Origin of the sequence: Moraxella sp. CTOTU49097 (genome assembly GCF_032064105.1) — a bacterium.
Classification (GTDB): domain Bacteria; phylum Pseudomonadota; class Gammaproteobacteria; order Pseudomonadales; family Moraxellaceae; genus Faucicola; species Faucicola osloensis_B.
This window is the reverse complement of the sequence record NZ_DAMBOA010000001.1, coordinates 268,662-295,625: the sequence shown is the minus strand read 5'-3', so window position 1 is coordinate 295,625 and position 26,964 is coordinate 268,662. Positions and strand designations below refer to the sequence as shown.

Below are 26,964 nucleotides of genomic sequence, written 5' to 3'. Positions count from 1 at the left end.
GATTCATCTAAAAAACTGTTGTAACTAATACTTTTAGCTAATAATAGGCAGCGTTTAGCAATAAACCGACCGCTAAAAAGAACCAAATCATAAAGACGACACTGAGCCATTTACGATGATATCGCCAAGATTCATTATCGATTTTGTTATCGGTTGTTAAATCATTCGTCAAATCATCTATGGCTGATTTTCTTGGTAACTTTGCAGACTTGTTAAAAATATCTTTAAACCGTAAGTCTCTGGTTAATTGATTGTCCTCATCTTTTATGGTAAAAAAATTATATGAGTAATCTGCCAAATAAGTTTGAGAACTAAGCGAATGCGGTAATACCGATTTGACGGTTGCCTGGCGATAATCATGCTCAGCCACGTCAGCAAAAACTAACTGAGACGCCAAACTTTGACTTTTAGATGCTAAGCCACTCCTTATATCGTTATGTGTTTTGTTAATCTTCATGTTAAATACCCCTTCTTGATAGATAACATTATAGGGATATCATGCCGTTATTTAATCATAGGTTTGATTGTGGTTTTGTTATACTTAGCTAACTTGTATTAGCAAATGTGCAGATTTGAAACCGTTTGTAAACCGCTAACAGTTAAACTAATTGACAGTTAATTTATACTTTTATCAGGATTAAACCATTTATTTAACCTTTGCTTTAAACAAATTATCTTCTATCGATAAATATTTGTTGTTCAGAGGCTTTGACAAAGTCTTCATAAGAAACCACCCCTTGACTATTAGTGGCATTCGTTGTTGGATTGCTGCCCGTCTGCGCGCGATCATTTGAACCTTGATTTGGGATATTAAGATTTTGAGTATTGGGATTTGAGCTATTAGAATTAACGGCGTCAGTTGGCACCTCAGGCATCTGATTAGTCCTACTTGGCGTATTGGCAAGCGTGTCTGACACTTGATTGGTGGTTGTAGTGGGATTGACGTTCGCTGGCGCGGGGGGTTGTGGGGTGGAAGCCACGCCGTTCCCTAATTGCTCACCGGTAATTATTACCGCTTCTGTTCTTAAATTCTCTGGTTGAGGGGTCGAGGCGGCAACCGCTGAAGCAGTTGCAGGCAATGTCTGTGCCGATTGGCTAGGGTTTGTTGCCGTCACAATGACATTGTTTTGAGCGTCTCTACTATTTTTCATCACTTGATAACTGTGATAGCTGGGCACGACAACTTGGGTTAACAAACCGATAAGTGAAATGACTAAAAGCGGAATCAATACCATCAGTACCGTTTTTAACTGGGTAGCAGGTCTAGCAGGTAAGCCATAATAATTGGCGCCTGCAGTCCCTTCGACTGCTAGCAAGTAAAGGTAAACTAAGATATTTACCCCAGGCACTAGCATCAATAGCGCAAGACACCCTGTTTTGTTAAGGTCATTAAAGCGGCATTTGCTAACGGCAAGCTGTAGATAAAACAAAACCGCCACACCCACACTACTTGCGCCGAGCAAACTCATCGGCAACTGCTCACTACTGGCATTTACCATGCCTTGAAAGCCACCAATCATCACAAATAAAAAAGCGACCAGCATTAGTGCTATCAACGCATTAAAGGTAGAATACACTAAAAACTGAACACGGCTAACCCGACCGTGCCAATCAAAAAACCGACGATTATTAAAGCCTTCATGTATCTCGGTTAGCGTGACAAAAGACGTACCAGCTTCAGTTTCAATTATTTCATCAACTTGATGCATACTATCGAAACTGGGTTCAATGGGGGGTAAAGACTGGGCTTTTTTTGGCTTGGGTAGACGGATGGCCATAATGAGCAACTTAATCTAGAGGTTTAAACTTTTTTTAGCGTAAGGTTTTTAGCATAATGTTTTTAGCATAGTATTGCCCAAATTTTATAATATATTGGTTAGAATATCTTGAACTTGGGACATAAATTTGACATTTTTTGTAACATTGATTTAGTGACATTGATTTAATGGTTTGGCTTGATAGCAAATTTATTGAATAAGTAAACAGTTTTTAACCCAAATAACACAACGCTTTAATGATCATTGAGTATTGATATGGATATTTCCCAACTCACCTATTTTTTGGTAGTGGCAAAAGCAGGCAGTTTTAGCCAAGCTGCCAAAACCTTGGCTATATCTCAGCCATCGTTAAGCCGCCATGTCCAGCAACTTGAAAGCGAGCTGGGTGTCGAATTGCTGGATCGCTATCACCGCCCAATGACCTTAACTGCAGCAGGGCATTTTTTTTTGGCACAGATTGAGCCAATATTGTTGCAACTTGAGCAAGCCAGTGAGTTGACTCAGCGCTTTGCCCAGCCGCATCGAAGCAATCATCTTACGATTGGATTTGTCGCCTCAGTGCTATACGGTTTGTTGCCTGAGATTATTTCTACAGTCAAACAGCGACACCCCAATTTGGATATCAAGCTAGTCGAAATCAATTCAGAGCAGCAAATGTCAGCACTAAAGTCGGGAGACATCGATGTAGGGTTTGGAAGATTTCGACACAATGACAACTTTGTACAACAGGTATTTTTACGGCATGAACGCTTTGTGGTGGCACTGCCGATGGCGCACCCCTTGGCATCACGCCCCGATGATATCGGCATCGCATTTAAGGAGCTGCTAGAAGATACGCTCATTTTGTATCATCGCACGCCCTTGCCAATCCTGCAAAATCCGCTATTGAATGGCGAAACTGACCAACTCATGTATTTGTTTGCCCGCCATCAGTTGTCACCTCATTTGACCACCAAAGTGCGCGATATCCAAATTGCTTTGGGCTTGGTGGCGGCAGGTGAAGGCATCACCTTAGTGCCTGATAGTTTAAAAACCGTCCGTACCGAGCAAATTCATTATCATCGACTACGTCACGAAGATGCGACAACCCCGATTTTTATGAATGTACTGGCACACCAATCCAATCCGTATATTGATGATTTACTGCAGGCGACTTACCAAGTGTATGAAGCTAAAGGCATTACCTACTCTAATCAATCTTTGAATTAAACACAATTATATTAAAGTCTCTTATATTTAAGCCTCTAGCAAGATTTTGTTTGCTTAGGCTAAATTGACGTTCTTGGTTGACACGGTTGATGAATTGTTGGGTAAATATTTGATAATCCACGTCCGCAAAATCTGCTAGACGCAACATGGTCATGCCGGCATAGCCACAAGGGTTAATCATTTGAAACGGGGTCAAATCATTTTGTACATTGATGGCGATGCCATGATAACTAAAGCCGTGTTTTATTTTAAATCCCAGTGACGCAATTTTACCAAGTTCTAAATCGTCTTGGTTATACACATACACCCCTGGCGCATCCGCACGCGCTTTGGCATAAAAATCTGGCGGCAAATAAGGCGTGATGACATCAATGATGATGGTTTCAGCTTTGCTGACCAAATCGCGCACGCCCCACCCCAACGCATTTAAATCAAATAAAAAATATACCACCAATTGCCCATGACCATGCCAAGTGACTTGACCACCACGATCGGTGTGGATGATGGGGGTATTATCTCTTTGCAAAATATGTTCAGGTTTGCCCGCTTGACCCAGCGTAAACACATTATCATGATCTACAATCCATAACTCATCAGCGCTAAGCTGCGCCTGCTCACTGCTGGCAGATTTTTTTTGCTCGATACGCGATAACACGCGTGCCAGCATCGCTGCATGAGTTGGTTCATATTGAGCGTTTTGCAAATATTTAATTTCTAATGGTAACATCGCATTTCCTTACAGTGGCTTTTTGCGTTTGTGTGACAAACCGCTTATTTGTCGTTTGTAGCAGTAACATTGACTTTATCCAATTGTAAAAGAGATTTTTGCAGCACTGGCTGATAATCAGTCATATCACGCTCTGCGACTGAGCCAAAATTTGTTAATTGACTGGTTAATTGACTGACTGGCATCAGCGTCGCAGGGTTGGCGTTGCCGCCTTTTGCAAAACCGATGGCTAAACTGGCGTTATCGCCGCCCAAATAAAAATCTTTGATGGTAAGTTGATCATCAGTCGCTTTATGGGTTTTCTCATTGTCATTGGGCGAACTAGTTGCAAAATCCAGCGTTAAATCCTGCTTTTCTTGAGTGACTAGGCTCAACTCGTCATAGCCTCTATCCGCAAGATAAAGCGTATCTTTACCACCGCCCACATTGATGATGGTATCATGACCAAATCCTTTGGTGAAATAATATAAATCATTGCCCGTGCCACCCACCAGCACATCATTACCGGCATTGCCGATGAGCACATCATCATCAGCACCGCCTAGCAGCCGATCTTGACCGCTATTACCCACTAGCACATCGTCCCCCTGACTACCCCATAATAAATCCCCTACACCCTGCTGTCCAAGTACAGAACCGTCAATATGGTGATTGATGATGACGTCATTAGCTAAGGTGCCAAAATGCTGGTTAGCTTTATTAGCAAGGGATTTGGCTTCATAACTGTTCCAATCCAGTGGCTTGCCAAATGCTTGCTGATAATCTTGCGATATACGCGAAATAGCAAAACGGTTATTCAAGAACACCAAGGTATTGTATTCATCATAGGTATAAAGTGGCGCATGAAACTGCCCACTGGGCAACATGCTCTGGTTGAGCACTGCCAATTGGGTTATTTTGTCGTTGTCACTGATAGCTTGGCGCATGATTTCATCAACTTCAGTAAACACATCTTTATCTTGCGGTTTTGCCGCGTTATCAAGCCACAAGGGTTTGACAAACCGTTGATAGCCTAATTCTTTTGCCACCAAAAACTCATAATAAGTTGCCTCACCCTCTGCTTTGGCGCGTGCCATTCCATAGGCTTGTGGTGTATCAAATTGATACAAATTGTTTTTATCACGATTGATTTGTTGGTATTGACCGGTTGCGTGCCCTAGCTCATGGGCGATGTTCAAAAAATTTTTGTAACTTTTAGCAATATGAATGGTATTGCCGTAGGCTTTTGCGCCGGCACCAACGGTGGTATCTTGCTCATCAATGAGTAAGTTACCTTGGAATCGATTGAGCAAATTAACCAAGGTAGGCGATTTTTCGATATCTTGGACATTAAAACCCGACTGAACCAAATAGACATTGTTGGGATTGTTCAGATCTAACGTAGGCATGACCTTCCTTTACGCAAGTGGCTTTTTAGGTAGTTTTTTAACTGCTTTTTTAAGCGGATTTTCTATCAAGCAATACTTAATGACAGCAAAAAGTGAGTTTTATAGCGGCATTGCCTCATGCACAGTTATTGCACAGACGCTATCGTCGGATAAAGGTATAGTAAGCAATATAAATTTTCAAAAACGTCAGCAAGCTTAATCAAATTTTCAGCCGGCTGTTAACGCGCTATTATAGCGCAATTAATGACTTAAAACGCCCCAAAACAGCGGGCATTTAACCGCCAGATTAGTCATGCCTATCAAAATGGAAAAATTATGAAAATCGAAAACTCGTATGCCACGCTTGACCCAAGGCTTTATCATAAACAACCCCCCAAACCGCTTACCAACCCGCAGGCAGGACATTTTAACCCGCAAGTCGCCCACCAAATTGGTTGGGCAGATGATGAATTTTTAATACAGCATTGGGTCAAAATCTTGGGCGGTGACATCGTTCCCGACGGCTTTGAACCATTAGCCATGGCGTATGCTGGACACCAATTTGGGCAATGGGCAGGGCAATTAGGCGATGGTCGTGGTCTATTACTCGCGCAGGTAATCGATAAAGACGGACAATTGATCGATTTACATCTGAAAGGGGCAGGATTAACCCCCTACTCGCGCATGGGGGATGGTCGTGCGGTGATTCGAAGCGTCGTGCGAGAGTATTTGGCAGGTCATGCGCTTAATTGCTTGGGTATTCGGTCTAGCAATGCACTGGGTTTTGTGGTTTCAGATACCCCTGTCAACCGTGAGACACGTGAACGCGGCGCGGCGCTACTACGTACCGCAGATTGTCATATTCGCTTCGGGCATTTTGAATGGGTGGCAAATTATGCGCCTGATTTATTGCTGTATTTTACCCGTTATGTCATCAAAACTTATTTCGCCGACTGTTTTGACAGTGACACGCCCATTCAAGATTTTTTAAGACAAGTCGTTGATAAAACTGCCAAAACCTTGGCGGATTGGCAGCTGATTGGCTTTGCCCATGGGGTGATGAATACTGACAATTTATCTATCACGGGCGCGACCATCGATTTTGGTCCTTACGGCTTTATGGAGCGCTTTAATCCGATTTGGATCAACAACCATTCTGATTACAACGGGCGTTATGTTTATCAAAACCAGCCTTCCATTGGACTTTGGAATTTGTCACGTCTGATTACCTTATTTTTACGCCTTAATGGCGAAAAACTGACCGCCAATCATCCGCCAGAAACCTTGTCGCGCGAGCAGTTAACCGACATTTTAGACAGTTTTGGTGAGATTTTTTATCACTACTATCAGCAAGGTCTCTGCCAAAAATTTGGCTTAGCCATCAGTGAAGAAAACTGTGACTTTGCTTTGCAGTACTTAGAGATTATGCAGCAAAACAAACTTGACTTTACCAACAGCTTGCGAGCGCTGGTAGCTATTGTCGCTGACGCCAAGCCCAATGATAAATTAAACCTATTACATGAATTTAATTTACTTAATCAGTTGAAAATTTCAATTAGTAGCAGTAACGGTCAACCTAATGCCACCTTAGCGGACTGGATTGCTATCTACCATACCAAATTACAGCAGGATTCTTTGCAGTTGGTAATGAGCCACAATCCCGTGTATGTCCTAAGAAACAGCATGGCACAGCAAGCCATTGAATTGGCTGAACAAAATGACATGAGCGAGGTGGATAGAGTCTATCAGCTATTGGCTAATCCTTACCAAGTTAGTGCATTAGCCAAGCCAAGTGACACCGAGCCACCGTTGGCAGATGCGCCTGAAATATGCGTCAGCTGCTCATCTTGAGGTGATAGACAAGGTCGGTAGCGCGATTTTTTAGCTAACTAGTTTTATTTTTTGCGGGTACTCAACTAGTCATCAATCTGTCAATAGTGCTAGAATAGCGAACACTACGATTCGAAAACGACTGTCGCAACGAAGGATATTATGGATAAATTATCGCCGACCAACAATGGCTTATCAGACAAAGAATTATTTGAACAAGCCGCCTTGCATTATCATGCCAATCCACGGCCAGGTAAAATTTCTGTTACCCCCATCAAGGCACTTGCCAACCAACGGGATTTGGCACTTGCCTATTCGCCTGGCGTTGCCGTACCTTGTCTAGAAATTGAAAAAGATCCCAAAAAAGCCGCGCTTTATACCGCGCGTAGCAACTTAGTCGGTGTGGTGACCAATGGTACCGCTGTTTTAGGATTGGGCAATATCGGTCCTTTGGCGTCAAAACCTGTGATGGAAGGTAAAGGTGTCCTGTTCAAAAAATTTGCCGGCATTGATGTGTTTGACATTGAAGTGGCACAAAACGATCCGGATAAATTCATCGAAGCAATCGCCTCTTTAGAGCCTACCTTTGGCGGTATCAATCTTGAAGATATCAAAGCCCCTGAGTGTTTTTATATTGAAAAAGAACTGCGTAAACGCATGAATATCCCTGTGTTCCATGATGACCAACATGGCACCGCGATTATTGCGTCGGCCGCGTTATTAAACGCGCTAGAAATTACCGGTAAAAAAATCGAAGACATCAAAATTGTGGTATCTGGTGCAGGTGCCGCAGCAATTTCTTGTTTAGATTTGATTTGTGCATTGGGCGCAAAAAAAGAACACATCTTTGTAGGCGATTCAAAAGGTATTATCACCAGCAACCGCGCAAACCTCGATGAGTCAAAACAGCGTTACGCCCGCGATACTGAAGCCAAAAGCTTATCGGATGTGATTGAAGGCGCAGACATGTTCTTAGGTTTATCTGCCGCTGGCATGCTGACCCAAGATATGGTAAAACGCATGGCGCAAGATCCCATTATCTTTGCCCTAGCCAATCCAAACCCAGAAATTCTACCTGAAGACGCCAAAGCGGTGCGTCCCGATGCGATTATCGCCACAGGCCGCTCTGACTATCCAAACCAAGTAAACAACGCACTGTGTTTCCCGTATATCTTCCGTGGGGCGCTTGACGTGGGTGCCACGACCGTCAACGAAGAAATGAAAATTGCCTGCGTGCGAGCCATTGCTGCTATGGCACATGTGGAAGCCACCCCACAAAAAGGTCAAAAAACGGTGGATGAAACCAAACGTTTTGGTCGTGAATACCTAATCCCGGGACCGCTAGAGCCAAATTTGATTTTGGAGATTGCACCAGCGGTTGCCAAAGCTGCGATGGATTCTGGCGTTGCCACGCTACCCATCGAAAACATGCGTGCTTATCGCGATAAACTCTCAGAGTTTGTTTATAACTCTGCCTTCTTGATGAAACCTATTTTCACCCGTGCCAAACAACAACCAAAACGTATCGTTTACTGTGAAGGTGAGGATGAAAACGTATTACGGGCAGTGCAAGTGGTGGTGGATGAAGGCTTGGCAAAACCTATCTTGGTCGGTCGTCCCACCATTATTGCCAACCAAATCCAACGGTTGGGCTTACGCATGGTGGCGGGTGAAAATTATGACCTAGTCAACATCGAAAGCGACCCACGTTACAAAGACTACTGGCAGTTTTATTATGAGATGAACAAACGCAATGGTGTGACGGTTGAATTGGCACGTCGTGATGTTCGCCGTAAAACTTCTTTGATTGGCGCGCTAATGGTTGAACGTGGCGATGCTGACGGTATGATTTGTGGTACGTTTGGTTCATATCACTTGCACTTAAACTACGTGCAAAACGTCATCAAAAAACAAGCGGATGCTAAAGATTTTTATGCGTTAAATGCCTTATTAATTCAAGGTCGTAACTTGTTCATCGCTGATACTTACGTGCATGAAGACCCAAGCGCTGAACAACTAGCGGAAATGACAGTATTAGCAGCGCAAGAAGTCCGCCGTTTTGGTCTTGAACCGCGTGTGGCATTGTTATCACATTCAAACTTTGGTTCATCTGACTTTGAAAGCGCCAAAAAAATGCGTCAAGTCTATGATTTACTGACCGATATGAATGTTGATTTTGAGTTTGACGGTGAAATGCATGGTGATACCGCGCTTGATGACCGTATCCGCCATGCCTCATTCCCATTTAGCAAATTGACTGGTTCAGCCAACCTACTCATCATGCCAGACTTAGATGCGGCTAACATCGCATTTAACTTGCTAAAAACGGCGACCAATAGTGTCACTGTCGGGCCATTGTTATTGGGCGCGCAAAGACCTGTGCATATCTTGACATCTTCTGCGACAGCACGTCGTATCGTCAATATGACAGCTGTAGCGGTAACGCAAGCGCAGGAATTGGCAAAATAATTTTGTGTTGATTGATAAAACCAGTTTAGTGCTCTAAACTGGTTTTTTTATGGGTTTAATTTAATTAAAACATCGGGGGAGTCATGCAAGTTTATTTGGTCGGTGGTGCGGTACGCGATTATGTATTAGCGCGCGAGGTCACTGAACACGATTATGTGGTGGTCGGCGCAACGCCTGAGCAGATGCTTGAACTGGGATTTTCGCAAGTAGGTGCCGATTTTCCGGTTTTTTTACACCCAAAGACCCACGACGAATATGCACTGGCTCGCACAGAACGCAAAAGCGGTAACGGCTATCTTGGTTTTAACGTACACGCTGACGCCGCTGTCACTTTAGAAGAAGATTTAGCCAGGCGCGATCTCACCATCAATGCCATGGCCATACAAGTCAACGGCTTGTTTGACTGCGGTTTTAAACGGGGCAAATTTGATGCGCGCGATATCATCGACCCGTATGGTGGCTTAGCAGACATTGAGCAAAAAAAATTACGCCATGTGTCCGCCGCGTTTGCAGAAGATCCGGTACGTGTATTGCGCCTTGCCCGTTTTGCCAGTCGTTATGCGCCACTTGGATTTACAGTCGATGAAACAACCGCTAAACTTACCAGTCAAATGAAAGCCGCAGGTGAGCTCAATCATCTTGTCGCTGAGCGGGTATGGTCAGAGACCTCAAAAGCGTTAACGCAGGCTTGGTCGGATATTTATTTTGACACGCTTTATCAGCTCAATGTCCTCGATGTCATTATGCCAAAACTGTATCAAGCATCGAATGATAATCCTAAGCAATGGCAATTAATGCTATCTGCTCTACGAATGGCAGGAGAGCAACAAGCGGACAACGTCATGAAATTCGCCCTTATAGCCACCTGCTTTAAGTCTCACCAGCAACACAATAACCGAACCACTGAGTATTTAGAATTTTGCCAAGGTTTAAAGGTGCCAAAAAACGCTGAGCGATTGGGGTTATTTATTCTTGAGCACTTTGATAAATTAGAAAATTTCGATCACTTAACTGCAGACCCATTGTTTGAACTGTTAAGATTGAGTAATAGCCTTAAAGACACCTCACTTTTAGAGCAAGCCTTACAAGTCATTCATCTTTATCAACAGGTCAAACAAAGCGCGCTGTTAGCCACCATCAAAACGCAATTAACTCAAATTTCTGCCAAAGATGTGGCAAGCGAGCTGACCGGCAAACAGATCGGTGAAGCCATTGATAGGTTAAGGTTGCAAAAACTTGAGGAAATTTTAAATCAGCCACGATAAAGGAAGCATCATCATGACGACAGCAATAGCAACAACGACCCAACTAACCCATGTGTTAGTATTAAATGGTCCCAATCTTAATTTGCTTGGCAAGCGAGAACCAGAAATCTACGGATTTCAAACCCTACAACATATTGAAGATGATATAAGACAACTAGCCAGCAATCATCAAGTTAAACTCACCTGTTTTCAAACAAATCAAGAATCTGCCCTGATTGATAAAATCCATCATCACGGTTTGTTGACCACAGATCCTGATGAGCAGATTGACGCGATTATCATCAATCCCGCTGCCTTTACTCACACATCGGTGGCAATTCGCGATGCGCTACTCGCCGTGAATAAACCTTTTATAGAAGTACATCTTTCCAATATTCACACGCGTGAGCCATTTCGACAGCATTCTTATTTTAGCGACAAAGCTGAAGCCGTCATCTGTGGCATGGGCGCTTTTGGTTATACCGCAGCGTTTAATTATCTGGTTCAAAAATATCAGTAGCAACACAATTTAGCCTAAAATCAATAGCAACATGGCAGCAAATTTTAAGTGTACAAACGTACACAAATATACCCTGCTATATCTATTTATTTTAGAAAAATCTTGTTACAATACGGCAATCTATGAATTAGTTGTCTATGAAGCGTATAATTTTAAGGTAGTTAGGATATGGATATAAGTAAAATCAAGCAACTTATTGACTTAATGGAAGAGCGAACGTTAGCAGAATTAACCGTACAAGATGGTGATAAAAAGGTCTCTATTTCACGCCATTTACCGCAAGCGAATGTTCAACCCGTCACAGCAACTACAGCCACCACGACAACCGCTAATGCTGCCCCTGTAAAATCTGGCATGGTAGAAACATCTCCAATGGTTGGAGTCTATTATGTTGCACCGAGTCCTAATGACGCGCCATTTATTAAGGTGGGTCAACAGATACAAGCAGGCGATAGTTTAGGCATTATTGAAGCCATGAAAATCATGAACCCGCTTGAAGCCACCCAAAGCGGTATCATTGCAGAAATCTTGGTACAAAACGGCGATGTGGTGCAATTTGGTCAACCGATTGTCCGTTACGAGTCTTAATTTTTAACTTTTTTGTATATTTGAAGTTTGATTATCGATAAAAATTAGGGATAGCAATGATAAAAAAATTACTGATCGCCAATCGTGGTGAAATTGCGCTTCGCATTGTTCGCGCTTGTAAGCAGCTTGGCATCCAAACGGTGGGCGTCTACTCAACTGCAGATGACAACTTGATGCACCTTCGATTCGTTGACGAATCCATCTGTATTGGCAAGCCAAATGCCAGTCAAAGCTATCTCAATATCGATACTATCTTAACAGCCGCAGAAATTTCTGGCGCTGATGCCATTCACCCAGGTTATGGATTTTTATCTGAAAATGCCGAATTTGCCGAACGCGTGGAAGAGGCAGGGCTAACCTTTGTAGGTCCTGCACCTGAGCACATTCGCTTAATGGGTAACAAAATATCGGCTATCAACGCCATGAAAAAAGCCGGTGTGCCTACCGTCCCTGGCTCAGTGGGTAGCGTCACTCTGGCTAACGCTGAAGAGCAAGCTAAAGCCATTGGTTTTCCTCTGTTAATCAAAGCAGCAGCTGGCGGTGGTGGTCGTGGTATGCGGGTTGTTGAACGCCTTGAGCAGTTACTATCTCAAGTGCAAGCCGCCAAACAAGAAGCCGAATTGTGGTTTGGGGATGATAGCGTCTATATGGAGCGCTTTTTAAAAAATCCACGTCATGTTGAAGTGCAAGTGTTAGGTGACGGCGAAGGCAATGCCATTCATTTATTTGATCGTGACTGCTCGCTACAACGTCGTCACCAAAAAGTGCTTGAAGAAGCCCCTGCCCCAGAGATTCCTGATGATATTAAAGAGCCTATTTTGCAAGCTTGCGTCCGTGCTTGTGAGCAAATTAACTATCGCGGTGCAGGGACGTTTGAATTTTTATATGAAGACGAGCAATTTTTCTTTATTGAGATGAATACCCGCGTACAGGTTGAGCACCCTGTCACCGAAATGATTACCGGCATTGATGTAGTGGTTGAGCAGCTTAAAATCGCATCTGGCTATGGCTTATCGTATCGTCAAAACGAAATCGAAATTCGTGGTCATGCCATCGAGTGCCGTATCAATGCCGAAGACCCAGTAACTTTCATGCCCTCACCCGGTACGGTGACCCACTTTTTTATGCCAAATGGTAGCGGTGTACGTTTTGACTCGCACCTTTATCCCAACTATGCCATCCCTACCTTTTATGACTCACTGATTGGCAAATTAATCTGTCATGGGCAAACCCGTGAACAAGCGATTGCCAAGCTTCGCCATGCCCTTGACGAGCTGATTATCACCGGCATCAAAACCAATGTGCCATTGCATCGTGATGTGATTTTGCAAGACAAGTCATTTTGTACACAAGCGCAAAACATTCATTATCTAGAAAAAAACTTATTATCTCATCCAGAGACATCAAAAACAGAAAAAGAATAAAGTTAACAGTAAAAAAAAGAGGGTCATTTGAGCCTCTTTTTTTTATGCAATTTTAATTCATCGCCAAATTTTTCAGAGATGCTTTAAGCAGATTTTGGATGGTTAACGGTGAATCAATGGCAGATTTAGCCAGTTTTATCGCAGCTTGGGCTTCTTTATCGCGATAACCTAGCGCAATCAATCCCGCTTCGACTTCAGCAATAATAATGCCTTCATTGCCACTATCGGTCGCTAGTGGCAATGAAGGGGCAAAACCTGACGTATCACCTAAGTGTTTGATTTTGTCTTTTAATTCAACAATCAATCGCTGTGCGGTTTTTTTACCGACCCCTGGAATACGCGTCAATGCCAGCTCATCATTGTTCATCACAAACTGGTGCAATTCCTGCACCGTTACGGTTGACATCATCGCCAAGGCCATCTTTGCCCCAACCCCATTGACTTTAAGCAACAGTCTAAACACTTCCCGATCGCTATGGCTTAAAAACCCAAATAACAACTGAGCATCCTCGCGTACCAAAAAATGTGTCCATAAGGTGACGGACTGATGTAATTGTACTTGGCAAAATGCATTGAGCGGCATCTCAATTTCATACCCAACGCCCGCTGTTGTCATTACCACTACCGTAGGTGCCATTAGATGATGCACTTGCCCTTGAATTAATCCTATCATTGATGACTCACTACAAATAATTTAATCCAATAAAAAAGTGGGCAACCTCAGTCAACCCACTTGAATGTCATGCTTTTTAGTCATTTGCTAAAACTTAGTTATAGTATTTAGTTATAGAAACTAACCATTTTTTCTAGACTAATTGGGCGAATTTTATCCGCATTACCCGCCGTACCAAATGCAGTATAGCGATCGACACAGACAGCTTTCATGGCATCGATGGTTTTGGCAAAATATTTGCGTGGGTCAAATTCTGCTGGGTTTTCAGCGAGGAATTTGCGAATCGCACCCGTTGATGCCAAACGTAAATCGGTGTCGATATTGACTTTACGGACACCATGTTTGATGGCTTCTACGATTTGCTCAACTGGCACACCATAAGTCTCACCGATATTGCCGCCATTTTCGTTAATCACTTTGAGCCATTCTTGTGGCACACTTGAAGAGCCGTGCATTACAAGGTGAGTATTAGGAATGCGGGCATGAATTTCTTTGATGCGTGCAATCGATAAGATATCATCGGTAGGTGGTCGAGTAAATTTATACGCCCCGTGACTAGTGCCGACTGCAATCGCTAGGGCATCGACATTGGTATCTTTGACAAATTGCTCAGCTTCATCGGCGCTGGTTAATAGCTGTGAATGATCAAGTTTACCTTCTGCCCCTACGCCATCTTCTTCGCCAGCCATACCGGTTTCGAGACTACCTAAAACGCCAATTTCACCTTCTACCGATACGCCACAAGCATGAGAGAGTTTTACCACTTCACGCGTCACTGCCACATTATAATCATAATCTGCAGGGGTTTTACCATCACTTTTTAACGAGCCATCCATCATCACCGATGAAAAACCCAACTGGATTGAACGTTGGCAAACCTCTGGACTGGTGCCATGGTCTTGGTGCATAACCACTGGAATATGTGGCCACTCTTCAATGGCAGACAAAATAAGATGGCGTAAAAATGGGGCGCCTGCGTATTTGCGTGCGCCTGCCGATGCTTGCACAATCACAGGTGAGTTAGTTTCATCAGCTGCCATCATAATGGCACGCATTTGCTCTAAGTTATTGACGTTAAATGCAGGAACACCATAGTTGTTTTCTGCTGCATGGTCTAAAAGCTGACGCAAAGAAATCAAAGCCATATTACTTTCTCTTAGTAAAGTTAATAATCAATTGAAAATTTTAGAAAAATTGGGTTTTGCCGTGTTGGACAAGGCTTGAGTATAACAGAAGTGCACTACAATTTAAATTCAAAAAAATAACTTTGAAATGATTGATATTATGAAAAAATAGCTAGCCCAATAAAAAGCCCCAAAATCATTTTGGGGCTTTTTAGCCTGAATGCTAAAATTAGTATTTTTGTTTTTCTGGTACCGTGGTTTGGATATCAGTTTTGCTATTTGCTGCATCGTTTTTAACCGCTTCTGCACCTTGGGCTACATTGGCTGCACCAGTCGCTACAGCAGAGGCTACGTTTGCGGTGGCTTGCGCGGCACCATTGGCAACAGCTTCAGTGGCGTTGATTGCTGCGCCTTGGGCAACCGCGGCACCTGTGGTGGCAGCACTGGCAACTGCGTCACCTGCATTTGCTGTTGCACTAGCGGCACTGGCAGTCGCGTCTTTAATGTCTTGACCCGCTGCGCTTGCTGCGGCTTCAGGCTGACCATTAGCTGCGGCTTCTTCGGTTTTTTTACTACATGCCGTGATTGATAAAGTGGCTAATAAAGTTGCCAATACTAAATTACGTTTTAACATATTCATTCCTTAAACGCCAAACATATGGTTATACATACTTGCATAATATCTTATCGACAATATATTTTTGGTGCAATTAATTACAATGTTTACCATACAAATATTAACTTAACATTACATTAATTCAGCGATGATAAATTTAAATCGCTGAATTAATGATAACGATTGTTAGCATTTAGGCACGTTGGCTCAGTGCGTGCACGGCAGGTAGCGTTTTACCTTCCACAAATTCTAAGAACGCCCCGCCCCCGGTTGATGTGTAGCTTACTTTATCGGCGACCTTGTATTTGTCAATCGCAGCGAGCGTATCACCACCGCCTGCAATGCTAAAGCCTGCACTTGCTGCGACTGCTTCACTAACGATTTTAGTACCTTCACCAAATTTATCGACTTCAAATACGCCGACAGGTCCATTCCATAAGATAGTTTTGGCATTTTTAATCGCATCGGCAAGTTTCGCCGCACTGCTTGCACTAATGTCTAAAATCATTTCATCATCAGCAATGGTATCGACCGATTTGGTTACCGCATCGGCAGATGCTAGCGAGCCCAAAAAATCATCAAAATCAATCTGTGATTTTTTGGCGACGACCACTTCTTCAGGTAATAATACATGGGTTTCTTGCATAATGCTTTTCGCCGTTTCCACCATGTCGGCTTCATATAGCGATGCACCGACATTGGCACCTTTGGCTGCCAAGAATGTATTGGCAATACCACCGCCCACAATGATTTGGTCACAGATTTTTGCCAATGATTTAAGCACATCCAACTTCGTAGAAACTTTCGAGCCGCCAACAATCGCAAGCATGGGCTTGGCTGGGTTATCTAAAGCTTTGGCTAATGCATCAAGCTCTGCCGCCAATAATGGACCTGCACAAGCAGTCTTTGCTTTGGCAATAACGCCTTCTGTTGACGCTTCAGCACGGTGAGCAGTACCAAAAGCATCCATCACAAATACATCACATAAAGCGGCGTAGCGTTCAGATAAAGCGGCATCGTTTTTCTTCTCACCCGCATTAAAACGTACATTTTCCAGTAGCACAACTTTTCCTGGGGCTACTGTCACATTATTTTGGGCATAATCAGTTACTAATTTGACAGGTTTGCCCAAAGCATCGCCCAAATAATCTGCGACGGGCTGCAATGAATATTTGGCTTCAGGGTTTGATGGGTCTGGGCGACCTAGATGCGAACACACGATAACCGCTGCGCCTTTATCTAAAGCCAACTGAATAGTGGGCAAGCTTGCTTTTAAGCGGGCATCATTGGCAATTTTGCCATCTTTTAACGGTACATTTAAATCTTCGCGAATCAAAACTGTTTTGCCAGAAACATCAATATCGTTTAAACGAGCAAATTGCATGGATTAACCTCTAAGTTAACAACAGGATGGTGACCCGTAGGGGTTGATAAAACGTCGTCACATGACAACAAAAATTGAATAAAAAATAAGCGTAGATTAGCATATTTTGAATATTTTTAACATTATTGATGCTATCAACTAACGCCCAATTAATGCCCAATTAACGCTACGCGCGGTGATAACACGGTATTACTACTATATTATTACTTTATTAAGAAGGGTCTTGATGATAAGCTTATAAGAACAAAAACATGAATGCAGCACTGCGTTCAATATTTTATTAGCCAATTGGAGGCTTTATGGTTGACCTTGACAAAGCAAAACAACGATTACTTGACCTAAAACAAGAATACCAAACTCGCGTGCATAAAATCCAACATGATATGCAAAATCCTGATACGGATATGACCCAAGATTGGGACGACCAAGCGGTGATTAATGAGCAAAATGATGTACGTAAAAACTTGCTAGTCGAAGCCCAGCAAAACCTTGAATTGGTGAATAATGCCTTACTTCGTATCGAAAATGGGACTTACGGTATTTGCGCTGTGAGTGGTGAAGAAATCGAGCCCGAGCGCCTGGAAGCAGTACCCTTTGCCACCACCTGTATGAAACACGCTAAATAGCTTACAAAACATACTAAATAGCTGATTTTGGTAGTCTTTCACCCATAAAAAAGCAAGGACAGTTATCCTTGCTTTTTTATCAAAAAATCAGTCAATGAATTGCGAATTGATTAGGTGAATCGGCGCATGCTTAAATTAGCAATAATATTTTCTGCATCGTTCCAGCGGGTTTTTGAGTCATTGGCACCCAATAAAACTACGATGGCTGGACGATTACCGACATTGGTTTCAAATAAAACACAGTTACCCGCTTCACGAATATAACCTGTTTTTGATAGGCCAATATTGTATAAACCATCGCGTACCATGTAATTGGTACTGCGCGCCGCAACCGTACGATAACCTGAGTTGATATTATTTACCCCAAATTGGCGGCTAGGCGTGGTACTAAACTGGCTAATTAAATTATGCTTATAAGCATAGCGCGCCAAAATTGCCAAATCACGCGGTGACGCTACATTCCGAGAATCCAGACCCGATGGGTCATAATAACGGGTTTGCGTCATCCCCAATTCACGCGCTTTTTGGTTCATACGGCTGATAAAATTGTCATAGCCCATAGGGTCAGTACGTGCTAATGCTTTAGCCGCGGGATTTTCTGATTTCATCATCATCATCAGTAGGATTTCAGCACGATTAAGCTGATCGCCAACTTTTAGACGATCACTACCCGATTGTTTTGGGGTTTTGAAATCTAATGGACTAATCGTCAATGTTTCGCTCATGTTAGCGCCTGATTCCGCTACCACCACAGCTGTCATCAATTTACTGATTGAGGCAATCGGACGGGCGATATCAGCATTTTTTTCATAAATGGTATTGCCTGTTAACGCATCCACTACCAAGGCACCTTTGGAATTAGCAAAATAGCTGCCCGAAGCCCGCGTGCTATCTTGAGACCATGCTGGATTGTAGCTATCATCCTCACTGTATGCATTGTTATAGTTATTATAATTACCACTATTAAAACTTGTCGTCTGTGGCGTGCTGTTATACATGATGGCACGGGCTTTGTCTAAACTACCCTGCCCATCCCAACTAACTTTGGCCTGGCTACCTGTCTGCATATTTAATTCAGCATTACTTTGTACGCCAGCCAGTGCAATGACAGCACCTAACAAGGTTTTCCTTAACAATGTTTTCATTTCAACACTCTCAATCAAATCATGGTTAACTTGCTGTTGGATAAAGCATACAGTTACCAAAACTACCAATATATTTACGAAAAACAGATGAACAACGATACCTTAAGCCTAATAGCCATTAAAATCAAGCCATTAAAAGTTACAAAATCTAACAAGAATAACGGATTGATTACGCAAGACTGACTTAAATTTACGATGAGTAGTTTAGCACAGGACAAATGTTACGCATGTAAAAAAATAAAAAAACCATTTAGCTAATACAATAATAAAACCATAAGTAACAATAGGTTAAGATATCCTTTTACAAAAAAAGCTGACATATTGCTACGCCAGCTAATTTATAAGTTAAAGATGATTTATGGTTTGAAACTATCTTTTAAGGTCACAATACGGTTAAACACCAAATGCTCTGGTGAATAATCTTTACTATCTGCCACAAAAAACCCTTCACGTTCAAATTGGAACCGCTCGCCCGCATTGACTTGTGATAAAGAAGGCTCGACAATGGCATCTACTTCACGTAGCGAATTGGGATTAATCTCTGCGGCTAAATTATTGATGTCAATCTTGGCAGGGTCTTCTTGGGTAAACAGCTGCTCATATAGACGCACCTTCGCAGGTACACCTAGACTGGCTGACACCCAATGTATCACACCTTTAACCTTACGTCCTTCTGGATTATTGCCCAACGTTTTTGGGTCAATAGTCGCTGTTAATGCCACCACTTCACCATTGTCATCGGTGATGTGCTCCTCAATCTTTAACACATAACTATTGCGTAAGCGGATTTCTGGGTTTTGCGGTGACAAACGTTTATAGCCTTCAGGTGGCGTGATTTCAAAATCCCCTTTATCAATATAAATTTCCTTGGTAAAGGGAATGTCACGCATACCTTGCCTGTCATCATGGCTATTTTTAGGCTGGGTCAACCATAAAACTCCATTGTCGAGTTTAGTTTTTACACTGTCTTTTTTGAGGGTTTCAACATTGGCGACGGCTTCATCAAAATTGGTAATCGTCACTTTTAGTGGGTTTAGCACCGCCATCGCACGATTCACATGCTCTAATGAGTTACGGATACTAAACTCGAGTAAGCCAAAATCCACCACACCGTCTGACTTGCTCACGCCTACACGGTCACAAAAATCCCGTAACCCTTCAGGGGTATAACCACGGCGTCGCATACCCGCAATTGTCGGCATACGCGGATCGTCCCAACCACTCACCAAGTCATCTTCGACCAGTTTTTTGAGTTTGCGTTTACTGGTCAAAATATGGTTCACGTTTAGGCGGGCAAATTCATATTGGTGTGGTTCTTTGTCAAATCCCACTTTATCTACCACCCAATCATAAAACGGACGGTGGTCTTCAAATTCTAGGGTACAAATCGAATGCGTAATACCTTCGATTGCATCTGACAACGGGTGAGCATAATCGTACATTGGATAAATGCACCAATCATCGCCTGTTTGGTGGTGCGCTTGGTGCATGACACGATACAAAATTGGATCGCGCATATTCATATTGGGGCTTGCCATGTCGATTTTGGCACGAAGCACCGCTTCACCGTTGCCATATTTGCCAAGTTTCATATCGTCAAAGCGTTGCAAATTCTCTTCAACACTGGCATCACGGTATGGTGAATTTTTACCAGCTTGACCAAAATTGCCGCGGTTTTCACGAATATCCTCAGGACTTTGCAAATCAACATAGGCATCGCCTTGTTTGATTAATTTCACCGCCCAATCATATAACTGACCAAAATAACTGGACGCATAGCGCGCCTCGCCTGCCCAGTCAAAGCCAAGCCATTTGACATCATCTTTGATATTATCGACAAACTCCTGATCTTCAGCATCAGGATTGGTGTCATCAAACCGTAGGTTACACAGCCCTGCAAACTCTTTAGCCAGCCCAAAGTTGAGACAAATAGATTTGACATGACCCAAATGTAAATAGCCATTGGGCTCAGGTGGAAAACGGGTCACAATCTGGCTATATTTTTGCGAAGCAAGGTCATCGCGTACGATCGCACGGATAAAGTCATTTTTTTCACTATTGGCTGCTGTATCGTCGGTTTTTGTATTTTTGTCGGTCGTCGCCGTCATTTGGTTGCCCCTTACCTATTACAAAAATGGTGAACTAATCTGCCATTCTAGCAGTTTTTTGACATTGAAAAAACTTAAATGAATTTAATTGAAACATTTAATTTTGCCAACTTTGCAAACTAAATACTGACTTTTTGATTGAAAATCGCTAGGATAGCCACAACAATTGCAAGATACGTTTTTTTAACCATAAAAACCATTAGGAGCACACAATGGATATGCCATACGTAGAATTAGAAACCACCATGGGTAACATCGTTATCGAACTCAATCAAGAAAAAGCCCCCAATACCGTGGCAAACTTCTTAGAATACGTCAAATCAGGTCATTATGATGGCACGATTTTTCACCGCGTCATTGACGGTTTTATGATTCAAGGTGGTGGTATGGACGCCAACATGAAAGAAAAATCTACCAATGCCCCAATCCAAAACGAAGCAGATAATGGCTTAAAAAATGAAGTCGGTACGATTGCGATGGCACGTACTTCTGACCCACATTCAGCGACTGCGCAATTTTTTATCAATGTAAAAGACAATAGTTTCCTAAACTTCTCTGGCAAAAACCCACAAGGCTGGGGCTATGCCGTGTTTGGTAAAGTGACTGAAGGCATGGACATTGTCAATAAAATCAAAGGTGTGCCGACTGGTAAATACGGTTTCCATGCTGATGTACCAACCACGCCTGTGGTGATTACCCATGCAAAAGTCATTGAGAAATAATTTTTTTGTATGCAAATTTTTGCAGATTTGGTCACCGATAATCCCTCTGCCATTGCGCAAGTGCTTATCAGTGACTTACATTTGAGCATGAATGAGCCTGCCACTAATCCTTTAGGACAGGCTTTTTTAGATTTTTTAGATAAATTGGCTTTATTGCCCAATCTAAAACAGTTTTTTATTCTCGGGGATTGGTTTGAAGCTTGGCTAGGGGATGATGTTGCCGATACAGACACCTTAACAGATGCGCTTCAGCCGATTATAGCGAAGCTCAAAACATTATCCGATAAAAACTGCCAGATTTTTGTCATGCATGGTAATCGGGACTTTCTGCTTGGGCAGCAATTTTGCGACAAGTTTGGCGGGCAATTGATTTTTGAGCCGTTTTGTTTGACGTTAAATGGCAGAAAAGTTCGCCTAGAACATGGCGATGCGCTGTGCAGCGATGATAAAGGTTACCAACGCTTTCGCAAAATCATCCAACATCCTATCACTAAAAAAATTTTGCTCGCGCTCCCCATCAAAAAACGCCAACAAATCGCGCAAGATTTACGCCAAAAAAGTAAAACTGATAATGCCAAAAAATCCCTGCAAATCATGGATGTCAATGAACAATCTGTCAAACAAGCCTTGCAAAAAGCCGATATACTGATTCATGGGCATACTCACCGCCCTGCTGTTCATCAAATTGGCGATAAAAAACGGTTAGTGCTCGGCGATTGGCGATTGAATGACAACAGTGTTAGTGCTGTTATTGGCGTTACAATGTCGGGGCAACTAAATTTGGTCGAATTTTTCTATACAGTTAATCGCTAAAATGCTATCAAAGAATTTACTATTATTTGTTGCGGTGGTTTCAATCATAGTTACAGTAATTTTTTCTTTTATTGGCAATTTTAATTATCACAAAGCGGCTCACACTTATCAAACTATCGAGCAACAAGGCATTAGAACCTCAGCCTATTCTACAAAGACTCGTTGCAATAAAGGACGCGGACTATCAGCCACGCGTTTATATCGTTATGTAGTTAATCAAAAACAATATTTTATAGACACTGTACCTGAAGACCCTAGCTTAGATATTTGCGATAAGCAATCTTTAGGTGATAGCATTACCATCTATTATTTACCTAGCAACCCAAATACTAAACTATCAAAAACACAACTTCAGCAAGGTGTGTCGAGCCAAATCAGCTATTATTTTTTGAGTATAATTTTTTCGATAGTGTTTTTAGCTTATTGGATTGGCACCAAGTATTCATCCTATAAAGAATGCCAAAAAACCCGTTTAATTGAGAAATAAAAAAGGCGAGCATTGCCCACCTTTTAGTAAGTCAACAATTAAATTTAAACAACCGCTTTCACGGCTCGAATGACCGCATCAGTGGTGATGTTAAAGTATGGGAATAAGTCTTTGGCAGGGGCAGACTCACCGAAAGTGGTCATACCCACGACTTTACCATCAAGCCCTACAAACTTGTACCAATAATCGATATGGCTGGCTTCAACCGCCACACGCGCACGCACTTGCGGTGGCAACACACTGTCACGGTAGTTGATTTCTTGTTTGGCAAACACTTCAGCACAGGGCATTGATACAACGCGCACGCCCAAACCTTCGGCAGTCAACTCAGTATAAGCATTCATTGCAAGCTCAATCTCTGAACCTGTGGCGATGATGATGGCACGTAGCTCGCCTTGTTCTTTGGCTAGTACATAACCACCTTTGGCAATATTGGCTACTTGCTCAATATCTCGCGCTTGGTGCGGTAGGTTTTGACGGCTAAAAATGAGCGCGGATGGGGTTGATTTTGCTTTCAAGGCTTCTACCCATGCCACAGCTGACTCAACCGTATCACATGGTCGCCAAGTATGTAGATTTGGGGTGGCACGCAGACTTGACAACTGCTCGACAGGTTGGTGAGTGGGTCCATCTTCACCCAGACCGATTGAGTCGTGGGTATAAACGTTAATGACGCGTTGTTTCATCAAGGCTGACATACGCACCGCATTGCGCGCATATTCCATAAACATCAAGAACGTCGCCACATACGGAATAAAGCCGCCATATAAGGCAATACCATTGGCAATTGCCGTCATACCAAATTCACGCACACCGTAGTGGATATAGTTACCTGCCGCGTCATCTTCGAGCGCTTTGGCATTTTTGAACCAAGTTAGATTTGACCCTGCCAAATCAGCAGAACCGCCCAGTAGCTCTGGCAATAATGGCTGTAAGGCATTGATTGAATTTTGGCTGGCTTTACGCGTTGCAATGTTTTCTGGGTTATCTTGACACGCCTTGATAAATTCTTGGGCTTGTGTCTCAAAATTTGCTGGCAAGTCACCATTCACACGGCGAAGTAATTCACTGGCAAGCTCTGGGTAAGCGTCTTTATAAGCATCAAATTCACTTTCCCATGATTGCTGTAGCGCTTGACCTTTAACTTTACAGTCCCACCCTTCATAAATATCGTCTGGAAGTTCAAACGCTTCGTGATCCCACTTGAGGGCTTGACGGGTGAGCAAGATTTCATCCGCGCCAAGGGGTGCGCCATGTGAGGCCTCCAAGCCTTGCTTGTTAGGTGAACCTGCGCCAATCACGGTTTTACAGATGATGAGTGAAGGTTTATTTTTTTCAGCTATGGCATTTTGGGTCGCTTGGGTAATGGCATCGGTATCGTGACCGTCAACTTTTTGCACTTGCCAGCCATAAGCTTCAAAACGTTTTTGGGTGTCATCTGAAAACCAGCCTTCGACGTCACCATCAATCGAAATACCGTTGTCATCATAGTATACAACCAATTTGCCCAGCTGCAGCGTACCGGCTAATGAGCAAACTTCGTGCGAAATACCTTCCATCAAACAGCCATCACCTAAAAAGCAATAGGTTTGGTGGTCGATGACTTGGTGACCGTCTCGGTTAAATTGCGCGGCTAGGGTTTTTTCTGCAATCGCAAAACCTACGGCGTTGGCAATCCCTTGACCCAACGGACCTGTGGTAGTTTCCACACCTGCGGTGTAGCCATATTCAGGGTGACCGGGGGTTTTAGAGTGCAATTGGCGGAAATTTTTGATATCCTCAATGCTAACGTCATACCCTGTCAAGTGCAGCAAAGCGTACTGCAGCATTGAGCCATGACCATTTGATAGCACAAAACGGTCGCGATTTAGCCAATGTGGGTCGGTTGGATTGTGCTTTAAAAACTTACGCCATAACACTTCAGCGATATCTGCCATGCCCATCGGCGCGCCTGGATGTCCAGAATTGGCTTTTTGCACCGCTTCAAAAGCTAGGGTACGGATGGCGTTGGCAAGACGACGTTCAGAAATTGGGGTTGTCATTGGCTTTCCTATATTACAGAATTAATTACAGAATTAATTACAGAATTAAATTTTGTCGTATGTAACATGCTAAAAATAAAACTGTGACAAATTTTATCACAGTTTTGGGTCATTTTTTTAGCTTTAACCGTTTAGTTTGCTTGGCTTTCAGATAAAACCAAAATGGCAAAAGATGAAATTTTCTGTCAAATCACTTGTTAGCCGACAATTTTTGGTTCAAATTTTCTAAACGCTCAAGTGTGCCTACATCGACCCACGCATCGCTCAGCAAATCCCCCATTACCAAACCCGCCTGCATGGCTTGTTTGAGTAGTGGCGCAAGCGGCGCAGTCTCCCCTACCTTGACCGTATCCAATAATCTTGGTGACATAACACTAATCCCTGCAAAGGTATATTTTGGCGTGCCCTCTACATTGACCTTGCCATTTTCTAAGGCAAAATCGCCAGTTGGGTTATGCGTCGCTTGGTCGGTGAGAAGCAAATAAGCCTGCGAATCGTCTAACTGAAGCTGGTTTAGTTGAGCAAAATCAAAAGGCGTCCACACATCCCCATTGACCAAGATAAATGGCTGGTCTTTTAATTTACCAGTAGCCAAAGCCATCTTGATACCGCCGGCTGTCTCAAGCGGTTCTTCTGGTTCAATCGACCAATGAATGGTGACACCGTATTGACTGCCATCCCCGATTGCATTGAGCAGTTTATCAGCAAGCCATGACACATTGATGGTGATATCGGTGATACCTGCTTGTTTGAGTGCTTTGATATGCCACACGATAAGCGGTTGCCCGCCGACTTCGACAAGCGGCTTTGGCGTGGTCAAGGTTAAAGGGCGCAGCCGAGTGCCTTTACCTGCAGATAAAATCATGGCTTGGGTGATGGTGGTTGACATGGGGTTTTATCCTTGGATTTTTTGATGAAAAGCAGGCTCAACGACGGCGGTCATCCAGTCAGCAAACTTATCAAAAGTATGACGCTCATCCCATTGGGTGATAGCTTTTAGACAAGTTAATAAATCATTGAAAACTTTAGGCAGATTGACCAAATAACGGGCTTTGCCATCTCGCTCGAACAAACGTACAAAAATTCCCAACACTTTAAGATGACGCTGCATACTCATGATATTAAAATCCACAGTAAAATCTGCCAAGCTTTTGTCAATTTGCGCCAATTGGTGATAATGAGCCAGATGCGTGTTGACCCATGTTTCATCATAATTGATATAGGCATCTCGCAACAAAGACGCCAAATCATAGGTGTAGGCACCGATGACAGCATCTTGAAAATCAATCACGCCCAACTCATCGCTGTGATTTAATACCATCAAATTACGGCTGTGAAAATCACGGTGCACCACCACTTGAGGCTGCGCGATGACTTGCTGGATAATATCAGACTGCAAATCTTGCCACAGCGTCTCTAAGTCTGGGGTCATCGTCACGCCGATATAGGGTAAAAACCAGTCGCTAAACAAGCCCATTTCTCGGCGCAGCAAGGCATCATCGTAACTTGGGATAACGGCATTGGCGTCATTGATATTAATCTTTTGAATCGCCAAAATTTCCTGCATGGCCTGCTGATAATAGCGCGCAGTTTTTGCCAGCTCGCCTGCATCCGTTAAATCCTTGGCAATGACATCGGCAAAATCCGTGTTTCCCAAATCCTCAAGGACGATAAAACCTTGCTGTTCATCCGTGGCAATCATTTTTGGCACATGCACATGCCCTGCCATTAAGTTGCCCACGGCGATAAATTCTTTCACCGATTCTTTTTCTGGCGGCGCATCCATCACGATATAGTGTTGATTGTCTACGGTTAAGCGATGATAGCTGCGAAAGCTGGCATCGCCAGGTATTTTTTCATGCTGCAATGACTGATTTTGAAAAACTTCGGTCAACCAAGTGTGCAGCTGTTGTTCACGTGACTGTTGTTCACATGGCTCGGTATTTGATGACAAAGCTGCGCTATCGAAAGGGTCTTGGTTGGCAAGTTGTGCGGCAGGATGGTTCATAACGTGGGCTTACTCAATAAAAATAAGTTATGCTACCGAAAATCTGCGTATCTCTCAAGT

At 43.1% G+C, this 26,964-nt stretch carries 24 protein-coding genes; 11 read left to right on the top strand and 13 right to left on the bottom strand.

Annotated features, from left to right (window positions below):
* Positions 1-37 precede the first annotated feature (37 nt).
* Positions 38-457 carry a hypothetical protein gene (locus RT064_RS01360; protein ID WP_313060496.1) on the bottom strand — a complete coding sequence of 140 codons (420 nt, stop codon included), beginning with the start codon at positions 455-457 and terminating at the stop codon, positions 38-40.
* Positions 458-671: 214 nt separating this feature from the next.
* A complete protein-coding gene (locus RT064_RS01355; RefSeq protein ID WP_313060493.1) occupies positions 672-1,778 on the bottom strand; it encodes a DUF805 domain-containing protein in 1,107 nt (368 codons plus the stop codon).
* Positions 1,779-2,033: 255 nt separating this feature from the next.
* Here RT064_RS01355 and RT064_RS01350 point away from each other — a divergent pair, with 255 nt between their 5' ends.
* Entirely contained in the window at positions 2,034-2,987 is a 954-nt protein-coding gene (locus tag RT064_RS01350) for a LysR family transcriptional regulator (RefSeq protein WP_313060487.1), read from the top strand.
* Here RT064_RS01350 and lipB read toward each other — a convergent pair.
* Both lipB and RT064_RS01340 read right to left on the bottom strand, forming a co-directional pair.
* Positions 2,968-3,714 (bottom strand): lipoyl(octanoyl) transferase LipB, encoded by a 747-nt coding sequence (gene lipB, locus RT064_RS01345; RefSeq protein ID WP_313060480.1) that lies wholly within the window; start codon positions 3,712-3,714, stop codon positions 2,968-2,970. The two genes, RT064_RS01350 and lipB, sit on opposite strands and share 20 nt — an antisense overlap.
* Positions 3,715-3,758: 44 nt before the next feature.
* Positions 3,759-5,102, bottom strand: coding sequence for a calcium-binding protein (locus RT064_RS01340; RefSeq protein ID WP_313060477.1), 1,344 nt, complete (start codon positions 5,100-5,102; stop codon positions 3,759-3,761).
* Positions 5,103-5,417: 315 nt separating this feature from the next.
* Between RT064_RS01340 and RT064_RS01335 the strand changes: the two genes are divergently transcribed.
* The 6 genes from RT064_RS01335 (at position 5,418) to accC (ending at position 13,156) form a co-directional block, all read left to right on the top strand.
* The gene (locus RT064_RS01335; RefSeq protein WP_313060474.1) at positions 5,418-6,932 is read left to right on the top strand and encodes a protein adenylyltransferase SelO; all 1,515 of its coding nucleotides are present in this window, start codon (positions 5,418-5,420) and stop codon (positions 6,930-6,932) included.
* 141 nt (positions 6,933-7,073) lie between these two features.
* Positions 7,074-9,380 (top strand): NADP-dependent malic enzyme, encoded by a 2,307-nt coding sequence (locus RT064_RS01330; protein WP_313060471.1) that lies wholly within the window; start codon positions 7,074-7,076, stop codon positions 9,378-9,380.
* An 83-nt stretch (positions 9,381-9,463) separates the two neighbouring features.
* Positions 9,464-10,645 carry a tRNA nucleotidyltransferase/poly(A) polymerase-related protein gene (locus RT064_RS01325; protein WP_313060468.1) on the top strand — a complete coding sequence of 394 codons (1,182 nt, stop codon included), beginning with the start codon at positions 9,464-9,466 and terminating at the stop codon, positions 10,643-10,645.
* Positions 10,646-10,658: 13 nt separating this feature from the next.
* Positions 10,659-11,144: a type II 3-dehydroquinate dehydratase gene (gene aroQ, locus RT064_RS01320; protein ID WP_313060466.1), complete on the top strand. Its 486-nt coding sequence runs from the start codon at positions 10,659-10,661 to the stop codon at positions 11,142-11,144.
* Between the two features lie 168 nt (positions 11,145-11,312).
* Positions 11,313-11,732, top strand: coding sequence for an acetyl-CoA carboxylase biotin carboxyl carrier protein (locus tag RT064_RS01315; protein ID WP_100269924.1), 420 nt, complete (start codon positions 11,313-11,315; stop codon positions 11,730-11,732).
* 56 nt (positions 11,733-11,788) lie between these two features.
* On the top strand, positions 11,789-13,156 hold the full coding sequence (gene accC / locus RT064_RS01310) for an acetyl-CoA carboxylase biotin carboxylase subunit (RefSeq protein WP_313060461.1): 1,368 nt from the start codon (positions 11,789-11,791) through the stop codon (positions 13,154-13,156).
* A gap of 52 nt (positions 13,157-13,208) precedes the next feature.
* On the opposite strand, the gene ruvA is transcribed toward accC, so the two are convergent.
* The 4 genes from ruvA to RT064_RS01290 form a co-directional block, all read right to left on the bottom strand.
* Positions 13,209-13,829: a Holliday junction branch migration protein RuvA gene (gene ruvA / locus RT064_RS01305; RefSeq protein WP_313060459.1), complete on the bottom strand. Its 621-nt coding sequence runs from the start codon at positions 13,827-13,829 to the stop codon at positions 13,209-13,211.
* Positions 13,830-13,936: 107 nt separating this feature from the next.
* On the bottom strand, positions 13,937-14,974 hold the full coding sequence (gene fba, locus RT064_RS01300) for a class II fructose-bisphosphate aldolase (RefSeq protein WP_313060456.1): 1,038 nt from the start codon (positions 14,972-14,974) through the stop codon (positions 13,937-13,939).
* Between the two features lie 208 nt (positions 14,975-15,182).
* Positions 15,183-15,587 carry a hypothetical protein gene (locus tag RT064_RS01295; protein ID WP_135888019.1) on the bottom strand — a complete coding sequence of 135 codons (405 nt, stop codon included), beginning with the start codon at positions 15,585-15,587 and terminating at the stop codon, positions 15,183-15,185.
* 175 nt (positions 15,588-15,762) lie between these two features.
* On the bottom strand, positions 15,763-16,953 hold the full coding sequence (locus tag RT064_RS01290; protein ID WP_313060452.1) for a phosphoglycerate kinase: 1,191 nt from the start codon (positions 16,951-16,953) through the stop codon (positions 15,763-15,765).
* A gap of 299 nt (positions 16,954-17,252) precedes the next feature.
* Between RT064_RS01290 and RT064_RS01285 the strand changes: the two genes are divergently transcribed.
* Positions 17,253-17,579: a TraR/DksA family transcriptional regulator gene (locus tag RT064_RS01285; RefSeq protein WP_135888176.1), complete on the top strand. Its 327-nt coding sequence runs from the start codon at positions 17,253-17,255 to the stop codon at positions 17,577-17,579.
* A gap of 110 nt (positions 17,580-17,689) precedes the next feature.
* On the opposite strand, the gene RT064_RS01280 is transcribed toward RT064_RS01285, so the two are convergent.
* Positions 17,690-18,724: a D-alanyl-D-alanine carboxypeptidase family protein gene (locus RT064_RS01280; RefSeq protein WP_313060449.1), complete on the bottom strand. Its 1,035-nt coding sequence runs from the start codon at positions 18,722-18,724 to the stop codon at positions 17,690-17,692.
* 356 nt (positions 18,725-19,080) lie between these two features.
* Positions 19,081-20,832, bottom strand: a complete 1,752-nt coding sequence (locus RT064_RS01275; protein ID WP_313060446.1) for a glutamine--tRNA ligase/YqeY domain fusion protein — start codon at positions 20,830-20,832, stop codon at positions 19,081-19,083.
* A 212-nt stretch (positions 20,833-21,044) separates the two neighbouring features.
* On the opposite strand from RT064_RS01275, the gene RT064_RS01270 reads away from it, so the two are divergent.
* The 3 genes from RT064_RS01270 to RT064_RS01260 are packed head-to-tail and all read left to right on the top strand — an operon-like array spanning position 21,045 to position 22,854.
* On the top strand, positions 21,045-21,554 hold the full coding sequence (locus RT064_RS01270; protein WP_036593522.1) for a peptidylprolyl isomerase: 510 nt from the start codon (positions 21,045-21,047) through the stop codon (positions 21,552-21,554).
* 9 nt (positions 21,555-21,563) lie between these two features.
* The gene (locus tag RT064_RS01265; RefSeq protein WP_313060444.1) at positions 21,564-22,367 is read left to right on the top strand and encodes a UDP-2,3-diacylglucosamine diphosphatase; all 804 of its coding nucleotides are present in this window, start codon (positions 21,564-21,566) and stop codon (positions 22,365-22,367) included.
* 1 nt (position 22,368) lies between these two features.
* The gene (locus RT064_RS01260; protein WP_101963688.1) at positions 22,369-22,854 is read left to right on the top strand and encodes a DUF3592 domain-containing protein; all 486 of its coding nucleotides are present in this window, start codon (positions 22,369-22,371) and stop codon (positions 22,852-22,854) included.
* 44 nt (positions 22,855-22,898) lie between these two features.
* On the opposite strand, the gene tkt is transcribed toward RT064_RS01260, so the two are convergent.
* From tkt to RT064_RS01245, 3 genes are all read right to left on the bottom strand, one after another.
* On the bottom strand, positions 22,899-24,896 hold the full coding sequence (gene tkt / locus RT064_RS01255; RefSeq protein WP_313060439.1) for a transketolase: 1,998 nt from the start codon (positions 24,894-24,896) through the stop codon (positions 22,899-22,901).
* 190 nt (positions 24,897-25,086) lie between these two features.
* Positions 25,087-25,785, bottom strand: coding sequence for an N-acetylmuramate alpha-1-phosphate uridylyltransferase MurU (gene murU / locus RT064_RS01250; protein WP_313060437.1), 699 nt, complete (start codon positions 25,783-25,785; stop codon positions 25,087-25,089).
* Between the two features lie 6 nt (positions 25,786-25,791).
* Complete coding sequence (locus RT064_RS01245) at positions 25,792-26,904, bottom strand: aminoglycoside phosphotransferase family protein (RefSeq protein WP_313060435.1); 1,113 nt, start codon at positions 26,902-26,904, stop codon at positions 25,792-25,794.
* Positions 26,905-26,964 lie beyond the last annotated feature (60 nt).